Here is a 21,908-nt window from a genome sequence, read left to right as displayed (position 1 = left end):
GCGAAACCGCAGGTCAAGCCATGTTTCCGCTGATCAGAGGATCAGCCGGAAACCCGGAAGGCCCTCAGACGTTGAAGCCCAGCATCCGGAGCTGCTCCTTGCCGTCGTCCGTGATCTTCTCCGGACCCCACGGCGGCATCCAGACCCAGTTCACGCGGAACCCGTCCACGAGGCCCTCGAGCGCCTGGGCGCTCTGGTCCTCGATGACGTCGGTCAGCGGGCAGGCCGCCGACGTGAGCGTCATGTCGATGGTCGCGTGGTTGTTCTGGTCCACCTGGATGCCGTAGATCAGGCCCAGGTCCACGACGTTGATGCCCAGCTCGGGGTCGATCACGTCGCGCATGGCCTCCTCGACGTCCACCACGGTGGTGGGCGACGGGCCCACGCCCTCCGCCGGAGCGGCCGGGGCATCCTGCCCGACGTCGGTGCTCGCCTCAGTCATCGGTCTCTCCTCAGCTCGTGGCCAGCGCGCCGCTGCGCGCCAGCGAGTCCTTGAGCGCCGCCCAGCCGAGCAGCGCGCACTTGATCCGGGCGGGGTACTGCGACACGCCGGTGAAGGCGGTCGCGTCGCCGAGGGCGTCCTCGGCGTCGTCGTCGCCCAGGCCCTTGCCGCGGGACGACATCAGGTCGTGGAACAGGCCGTCGAGCCGCGCCACCTCGGCGAGGTCGGCGCCCTCGACGAGCGTGGTCATGACCGACACGGACGCCTGCGAGATGGAGCATCCCTGCCCCTCCCACGAGACGCCCGCCACGGAGCCCTCCGGCGTGACGTCGACCCGGAGGGTCACCTCGTCACCGCACGTCGGGTTCACCTGGTGCGACTCCCCCGCGAGATGTCCCTCCACCGACGCGACGTCGACGAGCCCACGGCCCACCGGGTGCTTCGCGTGGTCCAGGATCACCTGCTGGTACATCTGCTCGAGCGTGCTCACGACGCTGCCTTTCTAGATCTCACCGAAGAAATCACTCTGCTCCGAAGAACGCCCGGACCCCCGCCAACGCTTCCCGGAAGGCGACAACTTCTTCGACCGTCGTGTAGACCGACGCCGAGGCGCGCGCCGTGGCGGCCACGCCGAACCGGCGGTGCAGCGGCTGCGCGCAGTGGTGCCCCACCCGCACGGCGATGCCCTTGTCGTCCAGCACCTGCCCGACGTCGTGCGCGTGCACGCCGTCGACCACGAACGAGACCACGGCGAGCCGGTCGGCCGTGTCGAGCGGGCCGATCACCCGGACGCCCGGGATGTCGGCGATCTTCAGCATCTCGGCGGCCAGCTCGGTCTCGTGCCGGGCCACGCCCGTCATGCCGAGCTCCCCGAGGTACTCCGCCGCGCAGCCCATGCCGACGGCCTGGGCCACCATCTGGGTACCCGCCTCGAACCGCTGCGGCGGCGGCGCGTAGGTAGTCGCCTCCATGGTCACGACCTCGACCATGGACCCGCCGGTGACGGTCGGCGGCATGGCCTCCAGCAGCTCGCGCCGCCCGTACAGGGCACCGACGCCGGTCGGGCCGAGCATCTTGTGCCCGCTGAACGCGGCGAAGTCGACGTCGAGCGCGTGCAGGTCAACCGGCATGTTCGGCACGGACTGGCAGGCGTCGAGCACGGTGAGCGCGCCGACCCGCTTCGCCGCCGCGACGAGCGTGGCCACGGGCGCGATCGCGCCGGTCACGTTCGACACGTGCCCGAAGGCGAGCACGCGGGTGCGCTCGGTGACGACCTCGTCGAGGGTCGAGAGGTCGAGCCGGCCGTCGTCCGCCACGGGGATCCAGCGCAGGACGGCGCCCGTCCGGGCGGCCAGCTCCTGCCACGGGACGAGGTTGGCGTGGTGCTCCGCCTCGGTGACCACGATCTCGTCGCCCGGCGCGAGCCGGAACCGGGCCGCGGCCTCTCCCCCGCGACCCAGGGTCGCGTTGGAGAAGGCGTAGGCCACGACGTTGATCGCCGCGGTCGCACCCGGCTGCCAGACCATCTCGCCCTCGTCGGCCCCGACGAACGCGGCGACCGCCGCGCGCGCCTGCTCGAACGCCTCGGTGGCCTCCTCGGCGAGCTGGTGCGCGCCGCGGTGGACCGCGGCGTTGCGCTGCTCGTAGAAGTCCACCTCGGTGTCCAGCACCACCTGGGGTTTCTGGGACGTGGCGGCGGAGTCCAGGTACACGAGGGGTTGGCCACCCCGCACCGTGCGCTCGAGCAGCGGGAAGTCAGCCCGGACGGCGGCCAGCTCGGTGGTGGAGAGCGAGCCGCTCTCCGTGGCCTGCGGCGCCGGGTCGCCCGGTCGCACGGTGGTGGTGGTCATCATGTCCCCTCGAAGTGCCTCAGCGGTCGGTCAGGCCGTGGCCGTCGCGTTCGCGCCGACGTACTTGTCGTAGCCCTCTTCCTCGAGGCGGTCGGCCAGCTCGGAGCCGCCCTCCTCGGCGATCTTGCCGTCGACGAAGACGTGCACGAAGTCGGGCTTGATGTAGCGCAGGATGCGCGTGTAGTGCGTGATCAGCAGGATCCCGATGTCGGTGTTCGCCTTGGCGCGGTTCACGCCCTCCGACACGATGCGCAGCGCGTCGACGTCGAGGCCGGAGTCGGTCTCGTCGAGGATGGCGAAGCGCGGCTTGAAGAGCTCCATCTGCAGGATCTCGTGGCGCTTCTTCTCGCCGCCGGAGAAGCCCTCGTTCACGGAGCGCTCGGCGAAGGCCGGGTCCATGCGCAGGTTCTCCATCGCGCCCTTGACCTCCTTGCCCCACGTACGCAGGGCGGGGGCGGTGCCGTCGATGGCGGTCTTGGCGGTCCGCAGGAAGTTCGCGACGGAGACGCCGGTGACCTCGACCGGGTACTGCATGGCCAGGAAGAGGCCGGCGCGGGCGCGCTGGTCGACGGTCATCTCCAGCAGGTTCTCGCCGTCGAGCGTGACGGTGCCCGAGGTGACGGTGTACTTGGGGTGGCCGGCGAGCGCCGAGGCCAGGGTGGACTTGCCCGAGCCGTTGGGGCCCATGATCGCGTGGGTCTCACCGCTGGCGATCGTCAGGTCGACGCCGCGCAGGATCGGCTTGGGGCCTTCCTTGGTCTCGACGCTGACATGCAGGTCGCGGATCTCGAGGGTGGGCATATCTGTTACTCCAGGGTTGCGAAGTCAGTGGTTCAGGAGACGGGGACGGTCACGTCGATGTCGACGAGCACACGCTCGCCGTCGACGGTCACCGGGTAGACGGGCACGGGGCGCACCGCCGGGAGCTGGACGGGCTGGCCGGTCCGCAGGTCGAACTGGGAACCGTGCAGCCAGCACTCCACGAGGCAGCCCTCGACCTCGCCGTCGGACAGCGAGACGGCGCCGTGCGAGCAGACGTCCGAGATGGCGTGGAAGTTGCCGTCGGCGTCGCGGGCCACCGCGACCGCGACCGGGGCGCCGTCGGCGCCGTCGAGCTCCACGAGCATCGCCTCCTCCGGTCCCAGGTCGTCGGTCATGCAGGCCAGCTGCGCGGTCATGCGGTCGGAGCCTCGGCCGGTGCCCCGGTGATCACGCTCATCGACTTCTCCAGCTCGGCCTCGATGGAGGCCAGCAGGCGCTCCTCGACCGACGGGACGCCGATCTCGTGGATGAGCTCGGCGAAGAAGCCGCGCACGACGAGACGACGGGCCTCGATCTCGGGGATGCCCCGGGCCTGGAGGTAGAAGAGCTGCTCGTCGTCGAAGCGGCCGGTGGCGCTGGCGTGGCCGGCGCCGGCGATCTCGCCGGTCTCGATCTCGAGGTTCGGCACCGAGTCCGCGCGCGCGCCGTCCGAGAGGACCAGGTTGCGGTTGAGCTCGTAGGTGTCGGTGTTCTCGGCGTTCGCGCGGATCAGCACGTCGCCCACCCACACGGTGTGCGCGCCGGAGCCCTGCAGGGCGCCCTTGTAGGTCACGCGGGACTTGCACTCCGGCACCGCGTGGTCCACGAAGAGGCGGTGCTCCTGGTGCTGGTCGGTGTCCGCGAAGTAGAGGCCCACCATCTCGACGTCGCCGCCCTCGGCGGTGAACTCGGCGTCCGGCGTGATGCGCACGACGTCGCCGCCGAACGTCACCACGACGTGCTTGAGCTTCGCGTCGCGGCCGATCCGGGCCCGGTGCGACGAGGCGTGCACGGCGCCGTCGGACCAGTCCTGGACGCTGACGACGGTGAGGTGCGCGCCGTCCTCGACCACGATCTCGACGGTCTCGGCGAGCGAGCCGACGCCGTTGTGGTCGATGACCACGACGGCCTCGGAGTGCCGCTCGGCACGGACCAGCACGTGGGCCGCGGTCGCGTCCGTGGACACGCCCTCCAGGCGCACGGAGGTGACGTCGGAGGCCACGGCCTCGGCCGGGATCGTCACCACGGTGGCCTGCTCGAAGGCGTTCCACGCGGTGACGGCGGTGCGGTCGCCGGGCTTGCCGGCCGTGCCCAGGCGGGCGTCGTCGCGGGCGACGGTCTCCACCTTGACCTCGGGGGCGGCGGTCACCTCGACCGTGACGCCCGAGGAGCCCAGGTCCGCCTGGAACAGCGGCTGGAGGCGGTCGGCCGGGGAGAAGCGCCACTCCTCCTCGCGCCCGTTGGGCACGGGGATGTCCTCCAGGGAGAACGAGGTGAGGCGCTCGGCGCGGGAGCCCTGGGGCTTGCCGCCGACGCCGTGGGTGTGGGCGCCGTCGGCAACAGCGCGCGAGTGATCGGTCGTGAGAGTCATGTCAGCCGACGGACCCTTCCATCTGCAGCTCGATGAGGCGGTTGAGCTCGAGTGCGTACTCCATGGGCAGCTCGCGCGCGATGGGCTCGACGAACCCGCGCACGATCATGGCCATGGCCTCGGTCTCCTCCATACCCCGGGACATGAGGTAGAACAGCTGGTCCTCGCTCACCCGCGAGACCGTGGCCTCGTGACCCATGGACACGTCGTCCTCGCGGACGTCCACGTACGGGTAGGTGTCGCTGCGGGAGATCTGGTCGACCAGCAGCGCGTCGCAGAGGACGTTGGACGCGGAGTGGGAGGCGCCCTCGAGCACCTGCACCAGACCGCGGTACGACGTGCGGCCGCCGCCGCGCGCCACGGACTTGCTGACGATCGACGACGACGTGTTCGGTGCCGCGTGGACCATCTTCGCGCCGGCGTCCTGGTGCTGGCCCTCGCCCGCGAAGGCGATGGACAGCGTCTCGCCGCGGGCGTGCTCGCCCAGCAGGTAGATCGCCGGGTACTTCATGGTGACCTTCGAGCCGATGTTGCCGTCGACCCACTCCATGGTGGCGCCCTCGGCGGCCGTGGCCCGCTTGGTCACGAGGTTGTACACGTTGTTCGACCAGTTCTGGATCGTCGTGTAGCGCACGCGGGCGTTCTTCTTGACGACGATCTCGACGACGGCCGAGTGCAGGGAGTCCGACGTGTAGATCGGCGCCGTGCAGCCCTCGACGTAGTGCACGTAGCTGCCCTCGTCGGCGATGATCAGCGTGCGCTCGAACTGGCCCATGTTCTCGGTGTTGATCCGGAAGTAGGCCTGCAGCGGGATCTCCACGTGCACGCCCGGCGGCACGTAGACGAACGAGCCGCCCGACCACACGGCCGAGTTCAGCGCGGCGAACTTGTTGTCGCCCGACGGGATGACCGTGCCGAAGTACTCCTGGAACAGCTCCGGGTAGTCGCGCAGGCCGGTGTCGGTGTCGACGAAGATGACGCCCTGCTCCTCCAGGTCCTCGCGGATCTGGTGGTAGACGACCTCGGACTCGTACTGGGCAGCGACACCCGCGACGAGACGCTGCTTCTCCGCCTCGGGGATGCCGAGCCGGTCGTACGTGGCCTTGATGTCCTCGGGCAGCTCCTCCCAGGACGTGGCCTGCTTCTCCGTGGAGCGCACGAAGTACTTGATCTTGTCGAAGTCGATGCCCGACAGGTCGGAGCCCCAGCTCGGCATGGGCTTCTTGCCGAAGAGGCGCAGGGCCTTGAGCCGCTGGTTCAGCATCCACTCGGGCTCGTTCTTCAGAGCCGAGATGTTGCGGACAACCTCTTCGCTCAGGCCGCGCTGCGCGGACATGCCCGCGGCGTCGCTGTCGTGCCAGCCGTACTCGTACGAGCCGATGCTGGCGATGATCTCATCGTCGGAGCGCTGCTCTGGCGCTTGCGTTTCTGCGCTCATCACTTTCCTTCGGTGGGGGTCGTCGCGGGGAAGGACCTCGGGACGCCCGCGCCCTGGTGGGCGGAGACGTTCACGGGGATGTTGGTCGTGCAAGCATGTGCGCCACCGGCGATGGTCGCCAGCCGCTGGACGTGCGAGCCCAGCAGCTCGCTGAACGCGCGGGCCTCCTGCTCGCACAGCTCGGGGAACTCCTCGGCCACGTGCTGGACCGGGCAGTGCCCCTGGCAGAGCTGGACCGCGGGCGCCACGACACCGGCCGTGGGGCCGGTCAGCGGCGCCGGCACCGGCCGCACGGAGGCGGCGTAGCCGTCCGCCGACAGGAGCTGGACGAGCTGGGCGGCACGGCCCTCGGCGTCGGACGCCGTGAGGTGCGGTGCGTAGCTGCGCGCGACGGCGTCGAACCGCTCCTTGGCGAAGCCCGCCACCGCCTGGCTGCCGCCGGTCTCCTTGAGGAACCGCAGCACCTGCCGGGCGATCTCCTGGTAACCGCCCGCCAGCTCGGACTGGCCGCCGCTCGTGACGACGTACCGCCGCGCGGGGCGCCCGCGCCGGGGGGTGCCCGACGGCGTGGCCTCGTGGACGGTGATCTTGCCGTCCTCCTCCAGGAGGCCGAGGTGCCGGCGCACGGCCGGGGCGGTCAGGCCCAGGACGGCGGCCAGCGCGCCCGCAGTGACCGGACCGCGGGAGGCGACGAGCTCGAGCACGCGCCGTCGCGTGGTGCCGTCGGTCTCGTGGCTCGCCGGATGGCTCACCGCGTGGCCGGCGGACACCTGTGTCGGTGCGCTCATGCTGGTCACCTCCTCATTCGTCGGTCCGGGGGCAGACCTCACCCGGTGGGCACGCCTTCGTAGACGCCAATGCTTTTGAGAACATCCTTGTTCCCTAATTCGAGATGCGCAAGGAAGGCGACCCTCAGTTGTGGTCGATCGCGACACATCTCACACGCGAGGTCCACCCCCAGGTCACGCCGGGCGACGCCGTCCGCGCGGGACGCCGCCTACGATTGTGCGGTGCCCCTGTCCGACGCGCCCGCGATCGACCCCGCCCAGGCGGCCACCGCGGACGCCGCCACAGCCAGCCCCGCCGGTGCCGACCACGAGGTCGCCGTCCAGGTGCGCGGGCTCGTCAAACGCTACGACGGCCGCGCCGTCGTCGACGGCCTGGACCTGACCGCCCGCCCGGGCGCCGTCACCGCCGTCCTCGGCCCCAACGGCGCGGGCAAGACGACCACCATCGAGTGCTGCGAGGGCCTCCGCTCCCCCGACGGCGGCACCGTCCGGGTGCTGGGTCACGACCCCGTGGCCGACGCCCGGGCACTGCGCCCCCGCGTCGGCGTCATGCTGCAGGACGGCGGGCTGCCCACCGGGGTGCGCGCCCTGGAGCTGCTGCGGCACGTCGCCGCCATGTACGCCACGCCCCGCCCCGTCGACGAGCTCGCCGAACGCCTCGGGCTGCACGGCTTCGCGCGCACCACGGTGCGCCGCCTGTCCGGCGGGCAGCGCCAGCGGGTCGCGCTCGCCGCGGCCGTGGTCGGGCGGCCCGACGTCGTCTTCCTCGACGAGCCCAGCGCCGGCATGGACCCCCAGAGCCGGCGCGCCGTCTGGGACCTCGTGCGCGAGCTGCGGTCCGACGGCGTCGCCATCGTGCTGACCACGCACCTCATGGACGAGGCCGCGGACCTCGCCGACCACGTGCACGTGGTGGACCACGGCCGGGTGATCGCGTCGGGCACCGTCCGCGACCTGACGTCCGGGAGCGGCGCGGGCCCGGGCTCGATCCGGGTCGAGGCCACCCCGAACCTGGACCTCACCCCGCTCCGCACCGCCCTCCACTCGCTGAGTGCTGGACATTTGTCGCCCGAACAGGCCCAAACCCCGCAGATACCCAGCACTCAACGAGAGGGCGACTGGGTGGTCGGCGAGGGCGAGGCCGGGGTGTACACCGTGACCGGGGCCGTGGACCCGGCCGCCGTCGCCGCCGTGGCCGCGTGGCTCGCCGGGCAGGGCGTGCTCGCCCGGTCGGTCACCACCGGCAGCCGCACCCTCGAGGACGTCTTCCTCGACCTCACCGGGAGGCACCTGCGATGAGCGCGCCCACCACGCGGGTCGAGCCTGCCGCGGCACGGGTCGAGCCCGCCGCCGCGCCGGCCGTGCGCCGGATCGCCGCCCAGGCGGCCTTCGAGACCCGCGCGATCCTGCGCAACGGCGAGCAGCTCCTCGTGACGATCGTGCTGCCCGTCCTGGTGCTCTTCGCCCTGGTGCGCACGTCGTTCATCGACCTGGACACGCACGGCTTCTCGCGCGTCGACTTCGTGACGCCGGGCGTGCTCGCGCTCGCCGTGATGTCGACGGCGTTCACCTCGCAGGCGATCGCCACCGCGTTCGACCGGCGCAACGGCGTGCTTCGCCTCATGGCGACGACGCCGCTGGGCCGGTCCGGGCTGCTGGCCGGCAAGGTGCTCGGCGTGCTCGCCGTCGAGGTGGTGCAGGTGGTCGTCATCTGCGGCGTCGCGGTGGCACTGGGGTGGCGGCCGGAGCTGGGCGCGCTGCCCGCCGTCGTCGGCGCCGTGCTGCTCGGGACCGCCGCGTTCACCGCCCTGGCCCTGCTGCTCGCGGGGACCCTGCGCGCCGAGGGCGTGCTCGCCGTCGCCAACTTGGTGCTCGTGCTGCTCACCGTGGGCGGCGGCGTGCTGCTGCCCGCGCAACAGCTCGCGGGGCCGCTGGCGCACGTGGCGGTGCTGCTGCCGTCGGGCGCGCTGGGCGAGGCGATGCGCGGGGCGCTGCTGTACGGGTCCGTGCCCCCGTTCTCCGTGGTGGTGCTGCTGGCCTGGACCGCGGCGCTCGGCGCGGGCGCGGCCCGCCTGTTCCGCTGGCACTGAGCCTTCACCGGCGCTGATTCCGCCGGCGCTGACCGCTACCCGGGCCTGACCGGGGAACTACTTACCACGCACGCATACCTGGGCGGTATGACCTTTTCGAGAGGTTGGCGGGTGAAATTTGCCCATTTAGGGTCCACTTCACCTACATTCCCCAGGGAGGCAGCGTGACTTCCACTCTCAGCAACCGTCGCCGGCTGATCGTCGGTGCCGGTATCGCGATCGCCCTCGCGGCGGCCCCGGCCGCAGCGGCCGTGGCCTCGGCGGCTCCGGACGAGGCACCCGTACCCGTCGCGGGCGCACTGATCGAGGACTCGTACATCGTGGTCCTCAAGGACAGCGGTGTCAGCAAGGGCCAGGTCCGCACCGCGGCCAGCGGCCTGGTGCAGGAGTACGGCGGCGAGGTGCAGCGCTCCTACACCAACGCGGTGCGCGGCTTCTCGGCGTCGATGTCGGCGGCGCAGGCCGAGCGGCTCGAGGCGGACCCGTCCGTCGCGTACGTGGAGCAGAACCGGGTCATGACCGCGACGGACACGCAGTCGCCGGTCCCCTCCTGGGGTCTGGACCGCATCGACCAGGAGAGCCTGCCGCTCGACGACTCGTACACGTACGGGAACTCGGGCTCGGGGGTGACGGCGTACATCGTCGACACCGGCATCCTGACCACCCACGAGGACTTCGGCGGCCGCGCGGTCAGCGGCACCGACACCGTGGACAACGACGACGACGCCACCGACTGCGCTGGCCACGGCACGCACGTCGCGGGCACCGTGGGCGGCTCGTCGTACGGCGTCGCCAAGGACGTCTCGCTCGTCGCGGTCCGCGTGCTGGACTGCAGCGGCTCCGGCACCTACGACGGCGTCATCGCCGGCATCGACTGGGTGACGGCCGACCACCAGGCCGGCGAGCCGGCCGTGGCCAACATGTCGCTCGGCGGCGGCTTCTCGCAGGCCGTGAACGACGCCGTGTCCGAGGCCGTCGCGGACGGGGTCACCTTCGCCCTGGCCGCCGGCAACGACTACGCCGCCGACGCGTGCGACGGCTCGCCGGGCTCCACGCCGGAGGCTCTCACGGTCGGCGCCACCGAGGACACGGACGCCCGCGCCGTGTACTCCAACATCGGCACCTGCGTGGACATCTTCGCGCCCGGTACCGACATCACGTCGGCCTGGTACACCGGCGATACCGCCACGAACACCATCAGCGGTACCTCGATGGCCACGCCGCACGTCGCGGGCGCCGCAGCGCTCGTGCTGGGCGGCAACCCGGGCGCGACGCCGGCCGAGGTCGGCGACGCCCTGACCGGTGCGGCCGTGCCGGACGTCGTGTCCGACCCGGGCACGGGCTCGCCGAACCTGCTGCTGAACGTCAGCGGCCTCTGACGGTTCCTCCTCGTCACGCAGGGGTCCCGGCATCGCGCCGGGGCCCCTGTGGCGTTCCTGACAGCTAGTCGGCAAAGAATCACACCCGGTCCGGGACGAGCACGGGAGGCGACGCCGTCGTCGGGCACTAGCGTGGGACCCGTGACCGCACCCGCCGCCCCCGTCTCCTGGCTCGACGCGCTCCCCGGCCGCGTGGACCGCTTTCGCCACTGGACCCGCGCGGTCCTGATCGCGAACCTGATCGGCCAGATCGGCATCATCGGGACCGGCGGCGCCGTGCGCCTGACGGACTCGGGCCTGGGCTGCTCCACGTGGCCGCAGTGCGAGCCCGGCAGCTTCACGCCGCAGTTCCACGAGGCGACGACGCTGCACCCCTACATCGAGTTCGGCAACCGCACGCTGACGGGCGTGCTCGGGGTCATCGCGGTGCTGCTCGCGGTGCTGGTGTGCACCGACCTGAAGCGCACCGCGTCCTACCGCATGCTCGGCCTGGCGCCGATCGTGGGCGTGCTGATGCAGGCGCTGATCGGCGGCATCGTGGTGCTGCTCCACCTGCACCCGGGCTGGGTCTCCCTGCACTTCGCGGTCTCCGGCGCGCTGGTCGCCGTGTCCCTGTACCTGTTGCACCGGCACGGCGAGGGCGACGGCGCCCCGCGGCTCGTGGTCGCGCCGCGCGTGCGCACCCTCGCGTGGGCCCTGGCCGGGCTGACCGCCGTCGTGGTCGTGTTCGGCGTGCTGACCACCGGAGCCGGCCCGCACAGCGGCGACTCCGAGGTGGGCTACCGGTTCGCCATCGACCCGGCGGTCCTGACCAAGTGGCACGCGGCCGCGGTGTGGGTGTTCCTGGCTGTCCTGGTCGCCTTCCTGGTGGCGGTCCGGCGCGGGCCGGCCGAGGTACGCCGTGCGGCCGTCACCCTGCTGGTCATCACGCTGGCGCAGGGCCTGATCGGGTACGTGCAGTACTTCACCGACCTGCCCGAGCTGCTCGTCGGACTGCACATGATCGGCGCGGCGGCGCTCATCGCGGGTACGACGCGGGTGTGGCTGACGACTCGGGTGCGGTGACGGGGCCCTGATGGTGACGGTGTCCTGATGGGGTCGGTGGGCTGAGGCAGGCGGTCGGCTGGGCCGATCGGTGTCAGGCCTCGTTCCGGTCGGTGCCCACCAGCCCGTGGTCGTACGCGGCGATGACCAGCTGTGCGCGGTCGCGGGCATGCAGCTTGGCGCGCAGGCTGCCGATGTGGGTCTTGACGGTCCCCATCGAGATTGTGAGCGCCCGGGTGATCTCGTCGTTCGAGAGGCCCCGGCCCACCTGGGTGAGCACCTCGGTCTCGCGGTCGGTGAGGACACCCGGTCCCTGCGGGGCCTGTAGCGCGGTGCGATGTGCCGTCGCGGCCGGGGCCGGGTCCTGGGCCCTCAGCCGGTCCGGACCCTCCGCCGCCTCCCGGCCCGGGACCTGCGCCGCCTCCCGGCCGGGGACCTGTACCGCCTCCCGACCTGGGGCCTGCGCCGCAGGCCGGTCGAGGTAGTGCGCGACGAGCCGGGTGAGGATGCTCGGCGCGAACAGGGACTCGCCGGAATGGGTGCGCCGGATCGCGTCGACGAGCCGTTCGGGCTCGGCGTCCTTGAGGAGGAACCCGCTCGCGCCGGCGCGCAGGGCCGCATGGACGTACTCGTCCAGCTCGAACATGCTCAGCACGAGCACGCGGGTCTCGTGGGGCCCGGGGTCGGCGAGGATGCGGCGGGTCGCGTCGATGCCGTCGCCGCCGGGCATGCGGATGTCCATGAGCACGATGTCAGGTCGCAGCTCGGCGGCGCGGGCGACGGCGGCGTCTCCCGTGCCGGCCTCGCCGACCACGGCGAGGTCCGGCGCGCCGTCGACGACGATCCGGAGGCTGTGGCGGATCAGCGGCTGGTCGTCCACGACGAGCACCCCGACCGGGGTCGTCATCGGTGGGTGTCCTTGTTTGCCGGGCTGCCGGACGGGCTGCCGGACGGGCTGCCGGACGGGTTGCCGGACGGGCTGCCGGACAGGCTGCCAACCGGGCTGCCGGACAGGCTGCTGGCCGGATGGTCTGGCAGACGCGCGACGACACGGAACCCTGACCCGGCGGCGCGGACCCGGGTGTCGGCACCGGCAGTGCTGACACCCGTGCTGGTGCCGACACTCGTGTCGCTGCCGGCACTCGTGTCACCGTCAGCATCGTCGGTGTCAGCGTTGTCGGTAGCTGCACCGGTCTGCAGCGTGCCGCCGAGCGCAGCCACCCGCTCGCGCAGACCCACGAGGCCCTGGCCGGCCCCGGGGCAGGGTCGCCAGCCGACCACGGGGCCGTCGTCGTCGACGGTGCCGTGCGGTGTTGGCGAGCGTCTCGCGGACGATCGCGCACACGGTCAGCTGCGCGCCGGCGGACACGTCGCCGAGGTCGCCGAGCTCCAGGCTCACCGCGACGCCACTGGCCCGGGCCGAGTCGACGACGTCAGGCAGGTCGGTGAGCGTCTCGGCCGGTCGCAGCGGCGCCGTCTCGCCGCCCGGTGTGCGCAGCACCGTGAGCATGCGGCGCAGCTCGGTCGTGGCCGCCCGGCCGGTCCGTTCGATGTCCGCGAGCGCCCGGGCGTGCTCCACCTCGCCGGCGGGTCCGGTCAGGATGCGCGCGGCCGCGGCGCGCACGGTGATGAGGCCGAGCCCGTGGGAGGCGAGGTCGTGCAGGTCGCGCGCGATGCGCAACCGCTCGGCCTGGGCGGCGCGCTCGGCGGCCCAGGCGGTCAGGTCGTCCTCGTAGGCGCGGCGCTGGCGGCCCGTGCGGACGAGCGCCCAGACCATCACGCCCAGGGCGATCCCTGCCGCCCCGAGCACCGTGACCAGCACGGCGACGGGCTGCTGGACGCCCGTGGCGGCCAGCGACAGGCCGAGGACTGCGAGCACGATGGTGGCGGTCAGCCAGGCACGTGAGCGCAGTTCGGGGCGGGCGGTCGAGTCCATCGCCCGAGTCTAGGTTTCCGCCCGCCGCCGCACATCGGACCTGGGTCTGACGGACCACGGGCCGAGTCGACGCGCGAAGTCCGGACCTGGGGCCGATGACCTCGCGGGGGCGGGCCGCTGGGATGGGGGCATGCTCCTGATCGAACAGCTCGTCAAACGTCATGGTCCCCGTACCGTCCTCGACCGGGTCGGCTTCGCCGCCCGGCCGGGTCGCGTCACCGCGTTCCTCGGCCCCAACGGGGCCGGCAAGTCCTCGACCCTGCGGATCCTGCTCGGCCTGGACCGCGCCGACGGCGGCCGTGCCCTGGTCGGCGGGCGTCCGTACCGGAGCCTGCGTGATCCGCTGCGCACGGTCGGCTCGATGCTCGACGGGTCCGGCGCGCACCGGTCGCGCACCGCACGGGACCACCTGGCGTGGGTCGCGCGGAGCAACGGCATACCGGGCCGCCGCATCAATGAGGTGCTCGATCTGGTCGGGCTCGCGGGCTCGGGGCGGGTCCGCGTCGGCCGGTACTCGCTCGGCATGGGGCAGCGGCTGGGCCTGGCCACAGCGCTCCTGGGTGAGCCGGAGGTGCTCGTGCTCGACGAGCCGGTGAACGGGCTCGACCCCGAGGGCATCCGTTGGATGCGCGGCCTGTTGCGCGGCCATGCGGACGTCGGGGGCACGGTGCTGCTGTCCAGCCACCTGATGGGCGAGGTCGCGGGGATCGCGGACGATCTCGTGGTGATCGCCGGCGGCCGGGTCGTGGCCGCCGGGACGCTGGACGCGGTGACCGCCGGGCACCGGAGTCTGGAGGACGCGTTCTTCGCGCTCACCGGCGGCGGCCAGGAGGCGGCACGATGAGCTTCCTGAACACGCTCCTCGGCGAGCTGCGCAAGACGGTGACCCTGCCCGCGAGCGGGCTCGCCGCCGCGGGCACGCTGGTCGGGTCGGCGGGCATCACGGTGCTCAACGCGTTCGGCGCCCGGGCCGCCCTCGACTCGGGCGCACAGGGGGCGCGGGCGTTCCAGTCCGCCTTCGAGACCGGCTACGCGGCGGTCCCGCTTGGCACGGTCGGCGCCGTCGTGATCGGGGTGGTGGCGATCAGCAGCGAGTACGCCGCGAACAGCCCGGACGCGGGCGGCGGACGCCAGATCACGGCAACCCTGGCGGCGAGCCCGCACCGGGTCCGCCTGCTCGTCGCGAAGGCGCTGAGCGTGCTGTTGCTGGTGGTCGCGACCGCGGCAGTCACGATATCCGTGTGCGTCGCCCTGGCCGGCCTGATCATCGGCGACACGTCCGGCGGGCCGAGCGGGTCCGACGCAGCGGTCGGGTGGGACGAGGCGACGGCCCGGTCCGCCGGTGCCGGCCTCTACTGGACGCTGACCGCCCTGCTCGCCCTCGCGGTCACGGTGCTGACCCGCAGCGGGATCGTCCCGCTCGTCGTGCTGGTCACGAACAGCTCGCTGGTGTCGTTCTCCCTGCTGCTGACGCACGTCACCCCGCTCGCCCACTGGCTGCCCGACATGGCCGGCCGGAGGCTCTTCGGCGGATTGTCGACGGTGGAGGGCGGCCTGGACGTCCTGCCCGGCGCGCTCGTCATGGCGGCGTGGACGGCCGGGCTGCTCGCCGTCGCGGGCGTGGTGTTCTCCCGACGGGACGCGTGAACCGTGCGCCTGCCGAACATCATCGCCGCCGAGCTCGACAAGCTCCGCACGCTCCCGGCCGTCGTTCTTGTCGCCGTGGCCACGGCGGTGGTGGGGGTCGCCCTCGCCGCGGCGCTGACCGCCTCGGCGGCCGCAACGCAGGGCGAGGCCGTCTCGACCACCGGCGTCTCGACCACGGGCATCTCGACCACCGACGTCCTGGCCCAGGCCGTGCCGTTCGTGCAGACCGGCCTGATCCTGCTGGGCGTCCTCCCGGTCTCCCACGAGCTGGCGGGACGCCAACTCCGCACCACGCTCGCCGCAGTTCCGCGCCGGGGAATGCTCCTGGCGGGCAAGACCGTCGCCACGCTCGTCGCGGCGGCGCTCACGGCCGCCGCGGCCGTCGGCGGGCTGCTGGGCGCCGCCACCGTCACCGCGTACCTGACGGACGCCCCGGTGGCGGCGGGCAGGATCGATGCGGGGCCCGTTCTCGGCGCGGTCGCCTACCTGGTCCTGATCGGGCTGCTCAGCCACGCGATCGCACTGCTGGTTCGGGGCCCGGTACCGGCGCTCGTCGGGACGCTGAGCCTCGTCCTGATCGTGTCGCCGCTGCTCGCCTCGCTCTCCGAGCACGCCCGCTGGCTCCCCGACCGCGCGGCGGCGCAGCTCTACGCCCCGGCCGACGAGGTGCTCACGGCCGCCACGGGAGCCCTCGTGATGCTCGCGTGGATCGCCCTGGTCGGCACCCTCGCCACGGTGCTCTTCGTCCGGCGCGACCCATGACGGCACATGACAGCGCGTGACGGCCCATGACGCGGCGCGGGACAGCCCGTGACAGCCCGTGACAACTCGTGACAGCGGTCTGACAGTCCCGTGCGAGCGGGCCCCCGCACGCTGGGGGCATGAACACGAACGCGATCGAGGCACAGGGCCTCGTCAAGATCTTCGGCGACAACCGCGCCGTGGACGGCGTCGACCTCACCGTCCGCACCGGGACCGTCTACGGGGTGCTCGGGCCCAACGGCGCGGGCAAGACCACGACCATCCGCATGCTCGCCACCCTGCTGCGGCCCGACGGCGGCGAGGCCCGCATCTTCGGCCACGACATCGCCCGCGAGGGCGCCGCCGTCCGCTCCCTGATCGGGGTGACGGGCCAGTACGCGTCGGTCGACGAGACGCTGAGCGCCACCGAGAACCTCGTGGTCTTCGGGCGGCTGCTCGGGCTGTCGGCGCGCGCCGCGCGGGCCAAGTCGGCCGAGCTCCTGGAGGAGTTCTCGCTGACCGACGCCGCCAAGCGGCCGCTGCGCAACTACTCCGGCGGCATGCGTCGCCGGCTCGACCTGGCGGCGAGCCTGATCGCCCGACCGCCGCTCATCTTCCTGGACGAACCCACCACGGGCCTGGACCCGCGCACCCGCAACCAGATGTGGGACACGATCCGCCGCCTCGTCGCGGACGGCTCCACCGTGCTGCTCACCACCCAGTACCTCGACGAGGCCGACCAGCTCGCCGACCGCATCGCGGTCATCGACCGCGGCACGGTCGTCGCCGAGGGCACCGCCGACGAGCTCAAGTCCACCGTCGGCGCCCAGTCGCTCCAGGTCGGGCTCGCCGAGGCCGGCGACCTCGGCACCGCGCTCAGCCTGGTCCAGCAGGTCTTCGGCGCCGCGGGCGTCGTCGCGCCGGAGGGGCTGCGCATCACCGTGCCGGTCCCCCACGCCGAGGCCGTCGCCGACCTGCTGGTCCGGTTCCGGGACGCCGGGGTGCCGATCGACTCCGTCAGCCTCGACAAGCCGAGCCTGGACGAGGTCTTCCTCACCCTCACCGGCCACGCGGCGTCGGACGACGCCCCCGCCGCCGGCAGCACCGAAAACACCCGGAACGACACCGAGAAGGTGACCGCATGAGCACCGCAACCCTGGCCCCGGCACCGCACACCGCCACGATCCAGCCCCCCCGGGTCGGCCTGGCCGCCACCGTCTCCCAGTCGTTCACCATGGCCTACCGCGGCCTGCTCAAGGTGCGCCACACCCCCGAGCAGCTCATCGACGTGACCTTCCAGCCGATCATCTTCACGCTGATGTTCACGTACCTGTTCGGCGGCGCGGTCTCCGGCAGCGTCGGCGCCTACCTGCCGCTGATCATCCCCGGCATCCTGGCGCAGACCGTCATCACGGCCTCGGTCGTGACCGGCGTCCAGCTCCGCGAGGACATGGACAAGGGCGTGTTCGACCGGTTCCGCTCCCTGCCGATCGCGCGCATCGCGCCGCTGGCCGGCGCCCTGCTCGCCGACACCGTCCGCTACCTCGTGGCGACCACCATCACGTTCCTGACCGGCATCGTCATGGGCTGGCGGCCCGGCGGCGGCTTCGGCGGCGTGGTGCTCGCCGGGCTGCTCGTGATCGTCTGCGCGTGGGCGCTGAGCTGGATCTTCGCCTACATCGGTGTGATCGCGCGGTCGGCCACGTTCGTCCAGGGCGTCTCGTTCATGGTCCTGTTCCCCCTGACCTTCCTGTCCAACGCGTTCGTCGAGGTCGACACCCTGCCGGGCTGGATGCAGGCGTTCGTCCAGGTCAACCCGGTGTCCCACCTGGTCTCGGCCGTGCGGTCCCTCGCGAACGAGGGCCTGGTCACGGCCGACGTGGGCTGGACGCTGCTGAGCGCGGCAGTGGTCGTGGTGATCTTCGCCCCGATCGCGGTCCGCAGCTACCTCCGCAAGGCCTGAGGCCGGCAGCCGAGGCCGGCGCGGCGTCGAACGTAGGGATCGTCGGTCCATGACCGCTCATGGGCCGACGATCCCTACGTTCGACGTCCTGCTAGCGATGGGCGAGGGCCACAGCCGGCAGGGTCTCCAGGGTGGTCAGGGCGCGCTCCGCGAGGTCCTCGCGGGGGATCGCCGCGATCCTCGCCCGCGCCGCCGCCACCGCTCCGGCCCCGTGCCGGTCGGCCGCCGCGGCGAGGACGGGCTCGCGCCGCAGCGCCAGGAAGTCCTGCCGCGAGCCCAGCACCTCGGCCAGGGCGAGCAGCTCCAACCCGCCGGCCGCGCCGGGAGGTACAGCCGCATCAGACCCCGCATCCGCGCCAGGAAGCGCAGCCCCATCGTCCCGCGGCCCCGCCGCGAGCACCGCGCCCACGGCGAGGCACACCGTGCCCAGCACGGGGTGGTCGGCCACGTGGCGCATCCACTCGCGGTACAGCCGCACGGCACGACGCCGGACGACGTCGGCCACCTGCCGCGCCCGCGCGTCCTGCCCGGCGTCGACGAGCCGCACGATCCAGGCGGACCCCACGATCACCGCCCAGGGCGCGGCCGGGGACGGGTCCCCGCGCCCGGCCGGCGGCGGCCCGACGGCGCGCACCGCGGGCGAGTCCGGGCCGGGGGGCGCCACGCCGTCGTCCGCGACGCCCGGCAGGTCCGCGAACACGTTCACCGCCTGCTCGTACAGGTCGAGCGCTCCGGCGACGTCGCCCCGCACCCAGGCGATCTCGGCCCGGCCCGCCCGGACCACGGCGCGCGACTCGTCGCCCCCGCGCTCGGACTGGTCCGCATCCTGTGCGGACCGCTCGACCCGCGCGCAGATCTGCTCGGCCCCGGCCAGGTCGCCGTCGGCGATGGCGGTGCCGAGGTCCACCCAGTCGAGCTGCCGCATCGCGCCGTCGGCACCGATCACCGTCAGGCCCTCCCGCGCCACGCGCGACCAGTGCCTCGCGGTCCGGGTGTCCCCGGCCCCGAACGCCGTGGTGGCCAGGAACATCGCGGCGCCCGCCCGGCTGGCGACGTCGCCGATGCCCTGGGCCAGGTGGTAGGCCCGCTCCGCACCGTCGAGCGCCTCGTCCAGCCGTCCGGCGTTCTCCGCCTCCTGCGACGCGACCAGGTGCGCAAGAAAGGCGATGAGCGGGTCGTCCGAGTCGCGCAGGTCCAGGACCGCACCCGGTGCGGGCGCCAGCAGCATGTTCGCCACCGCACGGGTCCGCGGGCCCACCGCGTCGCCGTGGTCGCGCAACACTCGCTTGAGCCGGGCCAGGGCCCGCAGGTTCCCCGTGATCCCGGAGAACGCCGTGGTGGCCGCCGCGTAGGCCAGGGCGAGCGCGGTCACGTCCGCGTCCGCGGCCGGGACGGTCCGGCCGGTGACCGCGTCGAGGACGGCGGGCGCCAGGTCGGCCGCCCGCTCCTCCGCGCCGCGCAGGGTCCACGCGCCGCCGAGCGCGACGAAACCGTGGACGACGACGTCGGGCCGGTCCGCGCGCGCCGCCTCCCGGATCGCGAACAGCAGGTTCTCGTGCTCGCGCCGCAGCAGGTCGACGGCGGCCACCTGCTCCGGCCCGAGGAGCCGGGACGTGCACCAGCGCGCCACGCCCTTGCCCCAGCTCAGCAGCGCGTCGCGGACGGCGTCGTCCTCGCCGGCCTCGGCGAGCCGCAGCAGGCCGAACTCCCGGACCGTCTCCAGCATCCGGTACCGCACCGGGGCCGGCCGGCGTGCTCCCCCGGGCCCGCCGCGACCCGGCAGCCCTGGGTCCTCCTCGACGACGAGCAGGGACTGCGTCACGAGCCCGTCGACGTCGTCGAGCACGTCGAGCGGGACCACCCCGTCGGGTGCCGTCCCCTCGGGGTGCGTGTCAAGGCGGCCCAGGGCGGCGGCCGAGTGGGCGGACAGCCCGTCGGGCAGCACGGAGACGCGGCGCCACAGCTCGCGCTGCGACGGCTCCAGCAGGTTCCAGCTCCACTCGATGACGGCCTCGAGGGTGCGATGCCGGTCGGGCACGGTCCGGTCGCCGCCGCGCAGCAGGGCGAACCGGGCGTCGAGGTGCCGCTCGATCTCCTCGACCGACAGGGTGCGCACGCGCGCGGCGGCCAGCTCGATCGCGAGTGGCAGCCCGTCGAGCCGGTCGCAGAGCCGGGCGACGACGGCGTCGGGCAGCTGCGCCCCGGGCCGCGCCGCGAGCGCCCGCTGCCGGAACAGCTCGACGGCCGGGCCGCGTCCGGTCCCGGACGGGCTCGCGCCGTCCGGAGCGCCCGCGCCGGCCCCGCCCCGCGCACCGCCCGAGGCGAGCGGCGCCAGCGGGTACACCTGCTCGGCAGCGACCTGCAGGGGCGCGCGGCTCGTGGTCAGGATCCGCAGGCCGGGGGCGGCGGAGAGCAGGACGTCCGCCCAGCGGGCGGCGCCGTCCGGCACGTGCTCGCAGTTGTCCAGCACGAGGAGGGTGCGGGCGGTGCGGGCGCGCTCCACGATGCGGTCGTGCAGGTCGCCGGCGAGCAGCCGGTCGGACAGGCGCGCGGAACCCACCGCGGACACGCCGAGGCCGTCGGCGATCGCGAGCGCCACGTCGTCGTCGGTGCGCACGCCCGCGAGCTCCGCGACCGCGATCGAGAGCCCGTCCAGCGGGCCCGACGACGTCGCGGCCCGGTCCTCCGCGATCGTGCGCGCCACCTCCTGGGCCAGCCGGGTCTTGCCGAGCCCGCCCGCGCCGAGGATCGTCACGAGCCGGTGCCGGGTCAGCTCGCCCACGACGGCGCGCACGTCGTCCGCCCGCCCGATCAGGGGCGTGGCGGCGGCGCGCAGCCCGCGCACGAACCGGCCGGCTCCGGGCCGGGGTGCGGCGGAGGCCGGCGTGCCGGACGCCGAGACGACGGCCGGGCCGTCGCCTGTCGGGGTGCTGCCGTCCGAGGCGTCGGACGGCGAGGTGCCGACCGCCGCGGAGCGGCGGGCCACGCTCGCGGCCACCCCTCCGGCGGCAGCCCCCGCGGCGTCGGCGGCGATACGCGCGTGCAGTGCCACGAGGTCCGGCGCCGGGTCGGTGCCGAGCTCGGCGACCAGGGCGTGCCGCAGCCGCCCGAACACGCGCACCGCCTCGTCGGGACGCCCCGTCGCCGCGAGCGCCGTCATGAGGTCGCGCGCCGCGTCCTCGTCCAGCGGGTCGGCGGCCAGGGCCGCGTTGCCGAGGACGGTCACGGTCGCGGCGTCCCCCGCGGCCACGGCGGCCCGACGACGCAGGCTGGTCAGCTCGTCGCGGAGCCGTCCGGCGGTGTCCCGCAGCTCCTGCGCGAGGCCGGGTGTCGCGTCGTCCAGCGCGTCTCCCGGTTCGCCGCGCCAGAGCGCGAGGGCGGCGTCGACGACGGCGGCCGCCGCGACGGCCCGGGTCACGCCGTCGTCGGATGCACCGTCGCCGGGTGCGTCGACACCGGGCACGCCGGACGTCTCGCCGGGCACGCCGCGCACGTCGCCGGGCACGCCGACCGCGCCCCGGCGAAGCAGGCCCGGGGTACCGCCCAGAGCGTCGCCAGGGGGCGCCCCGACAGTGCCGACCACGCTGTGGGGCGCGGCGGCCGCGCCGGCAGCATGGGCCGCACCGCGCGGCACACCGCCGTCCGGCCCCGCGACACGCACGGACCCGAGGAGATCGCGCGCCTCCGTCACGGCCGCGCGCGCCCGGTCCAGGTCGCTCGGACCCCCGAGCGCGTACCCCGCGGACGTGAACCGGACGACGTCCGGGCCGAGCGAGCGCAGCCGCGAGACAAGGCTCTGGAGCGCCGCGCGGGGGTTGGCCGGCAGGTCGTCGGCCCACAGGGCGTCGACCAGCGACGACACCGTGACTGTCCGGGGTGCGGCCAGCGCGAGCAGCACCAGGAGGGCGGCGGCGCGGGTGCCGCGCGGCGCGACCGGACCGGCGTCGGACAGCACGGCCACCGGCCCGAGAACCGCCACGACCGGGTCCGTCCCGGGCGCTCCGGTCGGGGGGCCGGAGTTGACGTGCTGCATGCGCGCCACTCTAGGCGGTGCACCTGGGCCGACGCCGCTGTACTCCCGCCAGAGGCCGGTGCGCCAGGTCGCCAGGGCTCAGGTCGCCAGGTTCAGGTCGGCAGTCCCCTGTGAGGTCGGCAGTCTGCGTCGAGGTCGGCACAGGCCTGTGCCGACCCGGTGTCG

The 21,908-nt window shown here is 73.6% G+C and carries 20 protein-coding genes; 9 read left to right on the top strand and 11 right to left on the bottom strand.

Translation table 11 applies throughout. The annotated features are described in order from the left end of the window. Positions 1-64: 64 nt before the first annotated feature. Genes ACFWEJ_RS13615 through ACFWEJ_RS13580 form a run of 8 tightly spaced genes read right to left on the bottom strand, consistent with a single transcriptional unit; the run spans position 65 to position 6,910 of the window. Entirely contained in the window at positions 65-442 is a 378-nt protein-coding gene (locus ACFWEJ_RS13615) for a metal-sulfur cluster assembly factor (protein WP_020012947.1), read from the bottom strand. A gap of 10 nt (positions 443-452) precedes the next feature. After that, the gene (gene sufU, locus ACFWEJ_RS13610) at positions 453-932 is read right to left on the bottom strand and encodes a Fe-S cluster assembly sulfur transfer protein SufU (protein WP_377229733.1); all 480 of its coding nucleotides are present in this window, start codon (positions 930-932) and stop codon (positions 453-455) included. A 31-nt stretch (positions 933-963) separates the two neighbouring features. Beyond that, positions 964-2,292, bottom strand: coding sequence for a SufS family cysteine desulfurase (locus ACFWEJ_RS13605; RefSeq protein ID WP_377229732.1), 1,329 nt, complete (start codon positions 2,290-2,292; stop codon positions 964-966). 30 nt (positions 2,293-2,322) lie between these two features. Continuing rightward, a complete protein-coding gene (gene sufC / locus ACFWEJ_RS13600; protein WP_377229731.1) occupies positions 2,323-3,093 on the bottom strand; it encodes a Fe-S cluster assembly ATPase SufC in 771 nt (256 codons plus the stop codon). A 32-nt stretch (positions 3,094-3,125) separates the two neighbouring features. Continuing rightward, a complete protein-coding gene (locus tag ACFWEJ_RS13595) occupies positions 3,126-3,470 on the bottom strand; it encodes a non-heme iron oxygenase ferredoxin subunit (protein ID WP_377229730.1) in 345 nt (114 codons plus the stop codon). Next, positions 3,467-4,684: a Fe-S cluster assembly protein SufD gene (gene sufD / locus ACFWEJ_RS13590; RefSeq protein WP_377229729.1), complete on the bottom strand. Its 1,218-nt coding sequence runs from the start codon at positions 4,682-4,684 to the stop codon at positions 3,467-3,469. Before sufD ends, ACFWEJ_RS13595 begins: the two co-directional genes overlap by 4 nt. Position 4,685: 1 nt before the next feature. Further along, positions 4,686-6,122 carry a Fe-S cluster assembly protein SufB gene (sufB, locus tag ACFWEJ_RS13585; protein WP_377229728.1) on the bottom strand — a complete coding sequence of 479 codons (1,437 nt, stop codon included), beginning with the start codon at positions 6,120-6,122 and terminating at the stop codon, positions 4,686-4,688. Further along, entirely contained in the window at positions 6,122-6,910 is a 789-nt protein-coding gene (locus ACFWEJ_RS13580; RefSeq protein ID WP_377229727.1) for a helix-turn-helix transcriptional regulator, read from the bottom strand. Before ACFWEJ_RS13580 ends, sufB begins: the two co-directional genes overlap by 1 nt. A 222-nt stretch (positions 6,911-7,132) precedes the next feature. On the opposite strand from ACFWEJ_RS13580, the gene ACFWEJ_RS13575 reads away from it, so the two are divergent. From ACFWEJ_RS13575 to ACFWEJ_RS13560, 4 genes are all read left to right on the top strand, one after another. Then, entirely contained in the window at positions 7,133-8,209 is a 1,077-nt protein-coding gene (locus ACFWEJ_RS13575) for an ABC transporter ATP-binding protein (RefSeq protein ID WP_377229726.1), read from the top strand. After that, complete coding sequence (locus ACFWEJ_RS13570) at positions 8,206-9,000, top strand: ABC transporter permease (RefSeq protein ID WP_377229725.1); 795 nt, start codon at positions 8,206-8,208, stop codon at positions 8,998-9,000. The genes ACFWEJ_RS13575 and ACFWEJ_RS13570 overlap by 4 nt, the downstream gene beginning before the upstream one ends. A gap of 164 nt (positions 9,001-9,164) precedes the next feature. Further along, a complete protein-coding gene (locus ACFWEJ_RS13565) occupies positions 9,165-10,379 on the top strand; it encodes a S8 family peptidase (protein ID WP_377229724.1) in 1,215 nt (404 codons plus the stop codon). A 141-nt stretch (positions 10,380-10,520) separates the two neighbouring features. Further along, positions 10,521-11,444 (top strand): heme A synthase, encoded by a 924-nt coding sequence (locus tag ACFWEJ_RS13560; protein WP_377229723.1) that lies wholly within the window; start codon positions 10,521-10,523, stop codon positions 11,442-11,444. 73 nt (positions 11,445-11,517) lie between these two features. On the opposite strand, the gene ACFWEJ_RS13555 is transcribed toward ACFWEJ_RS13560, so the two are convergent. Together ACFWEJ_RS13555 and ACFWEJ_RS13550 are read right to left on the bottom strand one after the other, a co-directional pair. Beyond that, positions 11,518-12,330, bottom strand: coding sequence for a response regulator (locus tag ACFWEJ_RS13555; protein ID WP_377229722.1), 813 nt, complete (start codon positions 12,328-12,330; stop codon positions 11,518-11,520). Positions 12,331-12,591: 261 nt separating this feature from the next. Then, complete coding sequence (locus ACFWEJ_RS13550; RefSeq protein ID WP_377229721.1) at positions 12,592-13,359, bottom strand: sensor histidine kinase; 768 nt, start codon at positions 13,357-13,359, stop codon at positions 12,592-12,594. A 130-nt stretch (positions 13,360-13,489) separates the two neighbouring features. Between ACFWEJ_RS13550 and ACFWEJ_RS13545 the strand changes: the two genes are divergently transcribed. The 5 genes from ACFWEJ_RS13545 to ACFWEJ_RS13525 all read left to right on the top strand — a co-directional run bounded on the left by ACFWEJ_RS13545 (position 13,490) and on the right by ACFWEJ_RS13525 (position 17,710). Further along, positions 13,490-14,203: an ABC transporter ATP-binding protein gene (locus ACFWEJ_RS13545; RefSeq protein WP_377229720.1), complete on the top strand. Its 714-nt coding sequence runs from the start codon at positions 13,490-13,492 to the stop codon at positions 14,201-14,203. After that, positions 14,200-15,006, top strand: a complete 807-nt coding sequence (locus ACFWEJ_RS13540) for an ABC transporter permease (protein WP_377229719.1) — start codon at positions 14,200-14,202, stop codon at positions 15,004-15,006. The genes ACFWEJ_RS13545 and ACFWEJ_RS13540 overlap by 4 nt, the downstream gene beginning before the upstream one ends. Before the next feature lie 3 nt (positions 15,007-15,009). Continuing rightward, positions 15,010-15,768, top strand: coding sequence for a hypothetical protein (locus tag ACFWEJ_RS13535; protein ID WP_377229718.1), 759 nt, complete (start codon positions 15,010-15,012; stop codon positions 15,766-15,768). A 119-nt stretch (positions 15,769-15,887) separates the two neighbouring features. Further along, positions 15,888-16,892: an ATP-binding cassette domain-containing protein gene (locus ACFWEJ_RS13530; protein WP_377229717.1), complete on the top strand. Its 1,005-nt coding sequence runs from the start codon at positions 15,888-15,890 to the stop codon at positions 16,890-16,892. After that, entirely contained in the window at positions 16,889-17,710 is an 822-nt protein-coding gene (locus ACFWEJ_RS13525; protein ID WP_377229716.1) for an ABC transporter permease, read from the top strand. The genes ACFWEJ_RS13530 and ACFWEJ_RS13525 overlap by 4 nt, the downstream gene beginning before the upstream one ends. Positions 17,711-17,801: 91 nt before the next feature. On the opposite strand, the gene ACFWEJ_RS13520 is transcribed toward ACFWEJ_RS13525, so the two are convergent. After that, positions 17,802-21,743 (bottom strand): BTAD domain-containing putative transcriptional regulator, encoded by a 3,942-nt coding sequence (locus tag ACFWEJ_RS13520; protein ID WP_377229715.1) that lies wholly within the window; start codon positions 21,741-21,743, stop codon positions 17,802-17,804. Positions 21,744-21,908: the final 165 nt, after the last annotated feature.

The sequence above is a fragment of the Promicromonospora sp. NPDC060204 genome (genome assembly GCF_042728455.1).
Taxonomy (GTDB): Bacteria; Actinomycetota; Actinomycetes; order Actinomycetales; family Cellulomonadaceae; genus Promicromonospora.
The sequence above is the reverse complement of the archived record's forward strand: the minus strand, read 5'-3'. Positions and strand labels throughout refer to the sequence as shown.

Bases quoted from the DNA above. Each gene is read 5' to 3' on its own strand.
- ACFWEJ_RS13555 (WP_377229722.1), bottom strand. From the start codon at position 12,330: ATGACGACCCCGGTCGGGGTGCTCGTCGTGGACGACCAGCCGCTGATC.
- sufC (WP_377229731.1), bottom strand. From the start codon at position 3,093: ATGCCCACCCTCGAGATCCGCGACCTGCATGTCAGCGTCGAGACCAAG.
- ACFWEJ_RS13570 (WP_377229725.1), top strand. From the start codon at position 8,206: ATGAGCGCGCCCACCACGCGGGTCGAGCCTGCCGCGGCACGGGTCGAG.
- ACFWEJ_RS13550 (WP_377229721.1), bottom strand. From the start codon at position 13,359: ATGGACTCGACCGCCCGCCCCGAACTGCGCTCACGTGCCTGGCTGACC.
- ACFWEJ_RS13580 (WP_377229727.1), bottom strand. From the start codon at position 6,910: ATGAGCGCACCGACACAGGTGTCCGCCGGCCACGCGGTGAGCCATCCG.
- ACFWEJ_RS13605 (WP_377229732.1), bottom strand. From the start codon at position 2,292: ATGACCACCACCACCGTGCGACCGGGCGACCCGGCGCCGCAGGCCACG.
- ACFWEJ_RS13530 (WP_377229717.1), top strand. From the start codon at position 15,888: ATGAACACGAACGCGATCGAGGCACAGGGCCTCGTCAAGATCTTCGGC.
- ACFWEJ_RS13540 (WP_377229719.1), top strand. From the start codon at position 14,200: ATGAGCTTCCTGAACACGCTCCTCGGCGAGCTGCGCAAGACGGTGACC.
- ACFWEJ_RS13525 (WP_377229716.1), top strand. From the start codon at position 16,889: ATGAGCACCGCAACCCTGGCCCCGGCACCGCACACCGCCACGATCCAG.
- sufD (WP_377229729.1), bottom strand. From the start codon at position 4,684: ATGACTCTCACGACCGATCACTCGCGCGCTGTTGCCGACGGCGCCCAC.
- ACFWEJ_RS13545 (WP_377229720.1), top strand. From the start codon at position 13,490: ATGCTCCTGATCGAACAGCTCGTCAAACGTCATGGTCCCCGTACCGTC.
- ACFWEJ_RS13615 (WP_020012947.1), bottom strand. From the start codon at position 442: ATGACTGAGGCGAGCACCGACGTCGGGCAGGATGCCCCGGCCGCTCCG.
- sufB (WP_377229728.1), bottom strand. From the start codon at position 6,122: ATGAGCGCAGAAACGCAAGCGCCAGAGCAGCGCTCCGACGATGAGATC.
- ACFWEJ_RS13595 (WP_377229730.1), bottom strand. From the start codon at position 3,470: ATGACCGCGCAGCTGGCCTGCATGACCGACGACCTGGGACCGGAGGAG.
- ACFWEJ_RS13520 (WP_377229715.1), bottom strand. From the start codon at position 21,743: ATGCAGCACGTCAACTCCGGCCCCCCGACCGGAGCGCCCGGGACGGAC.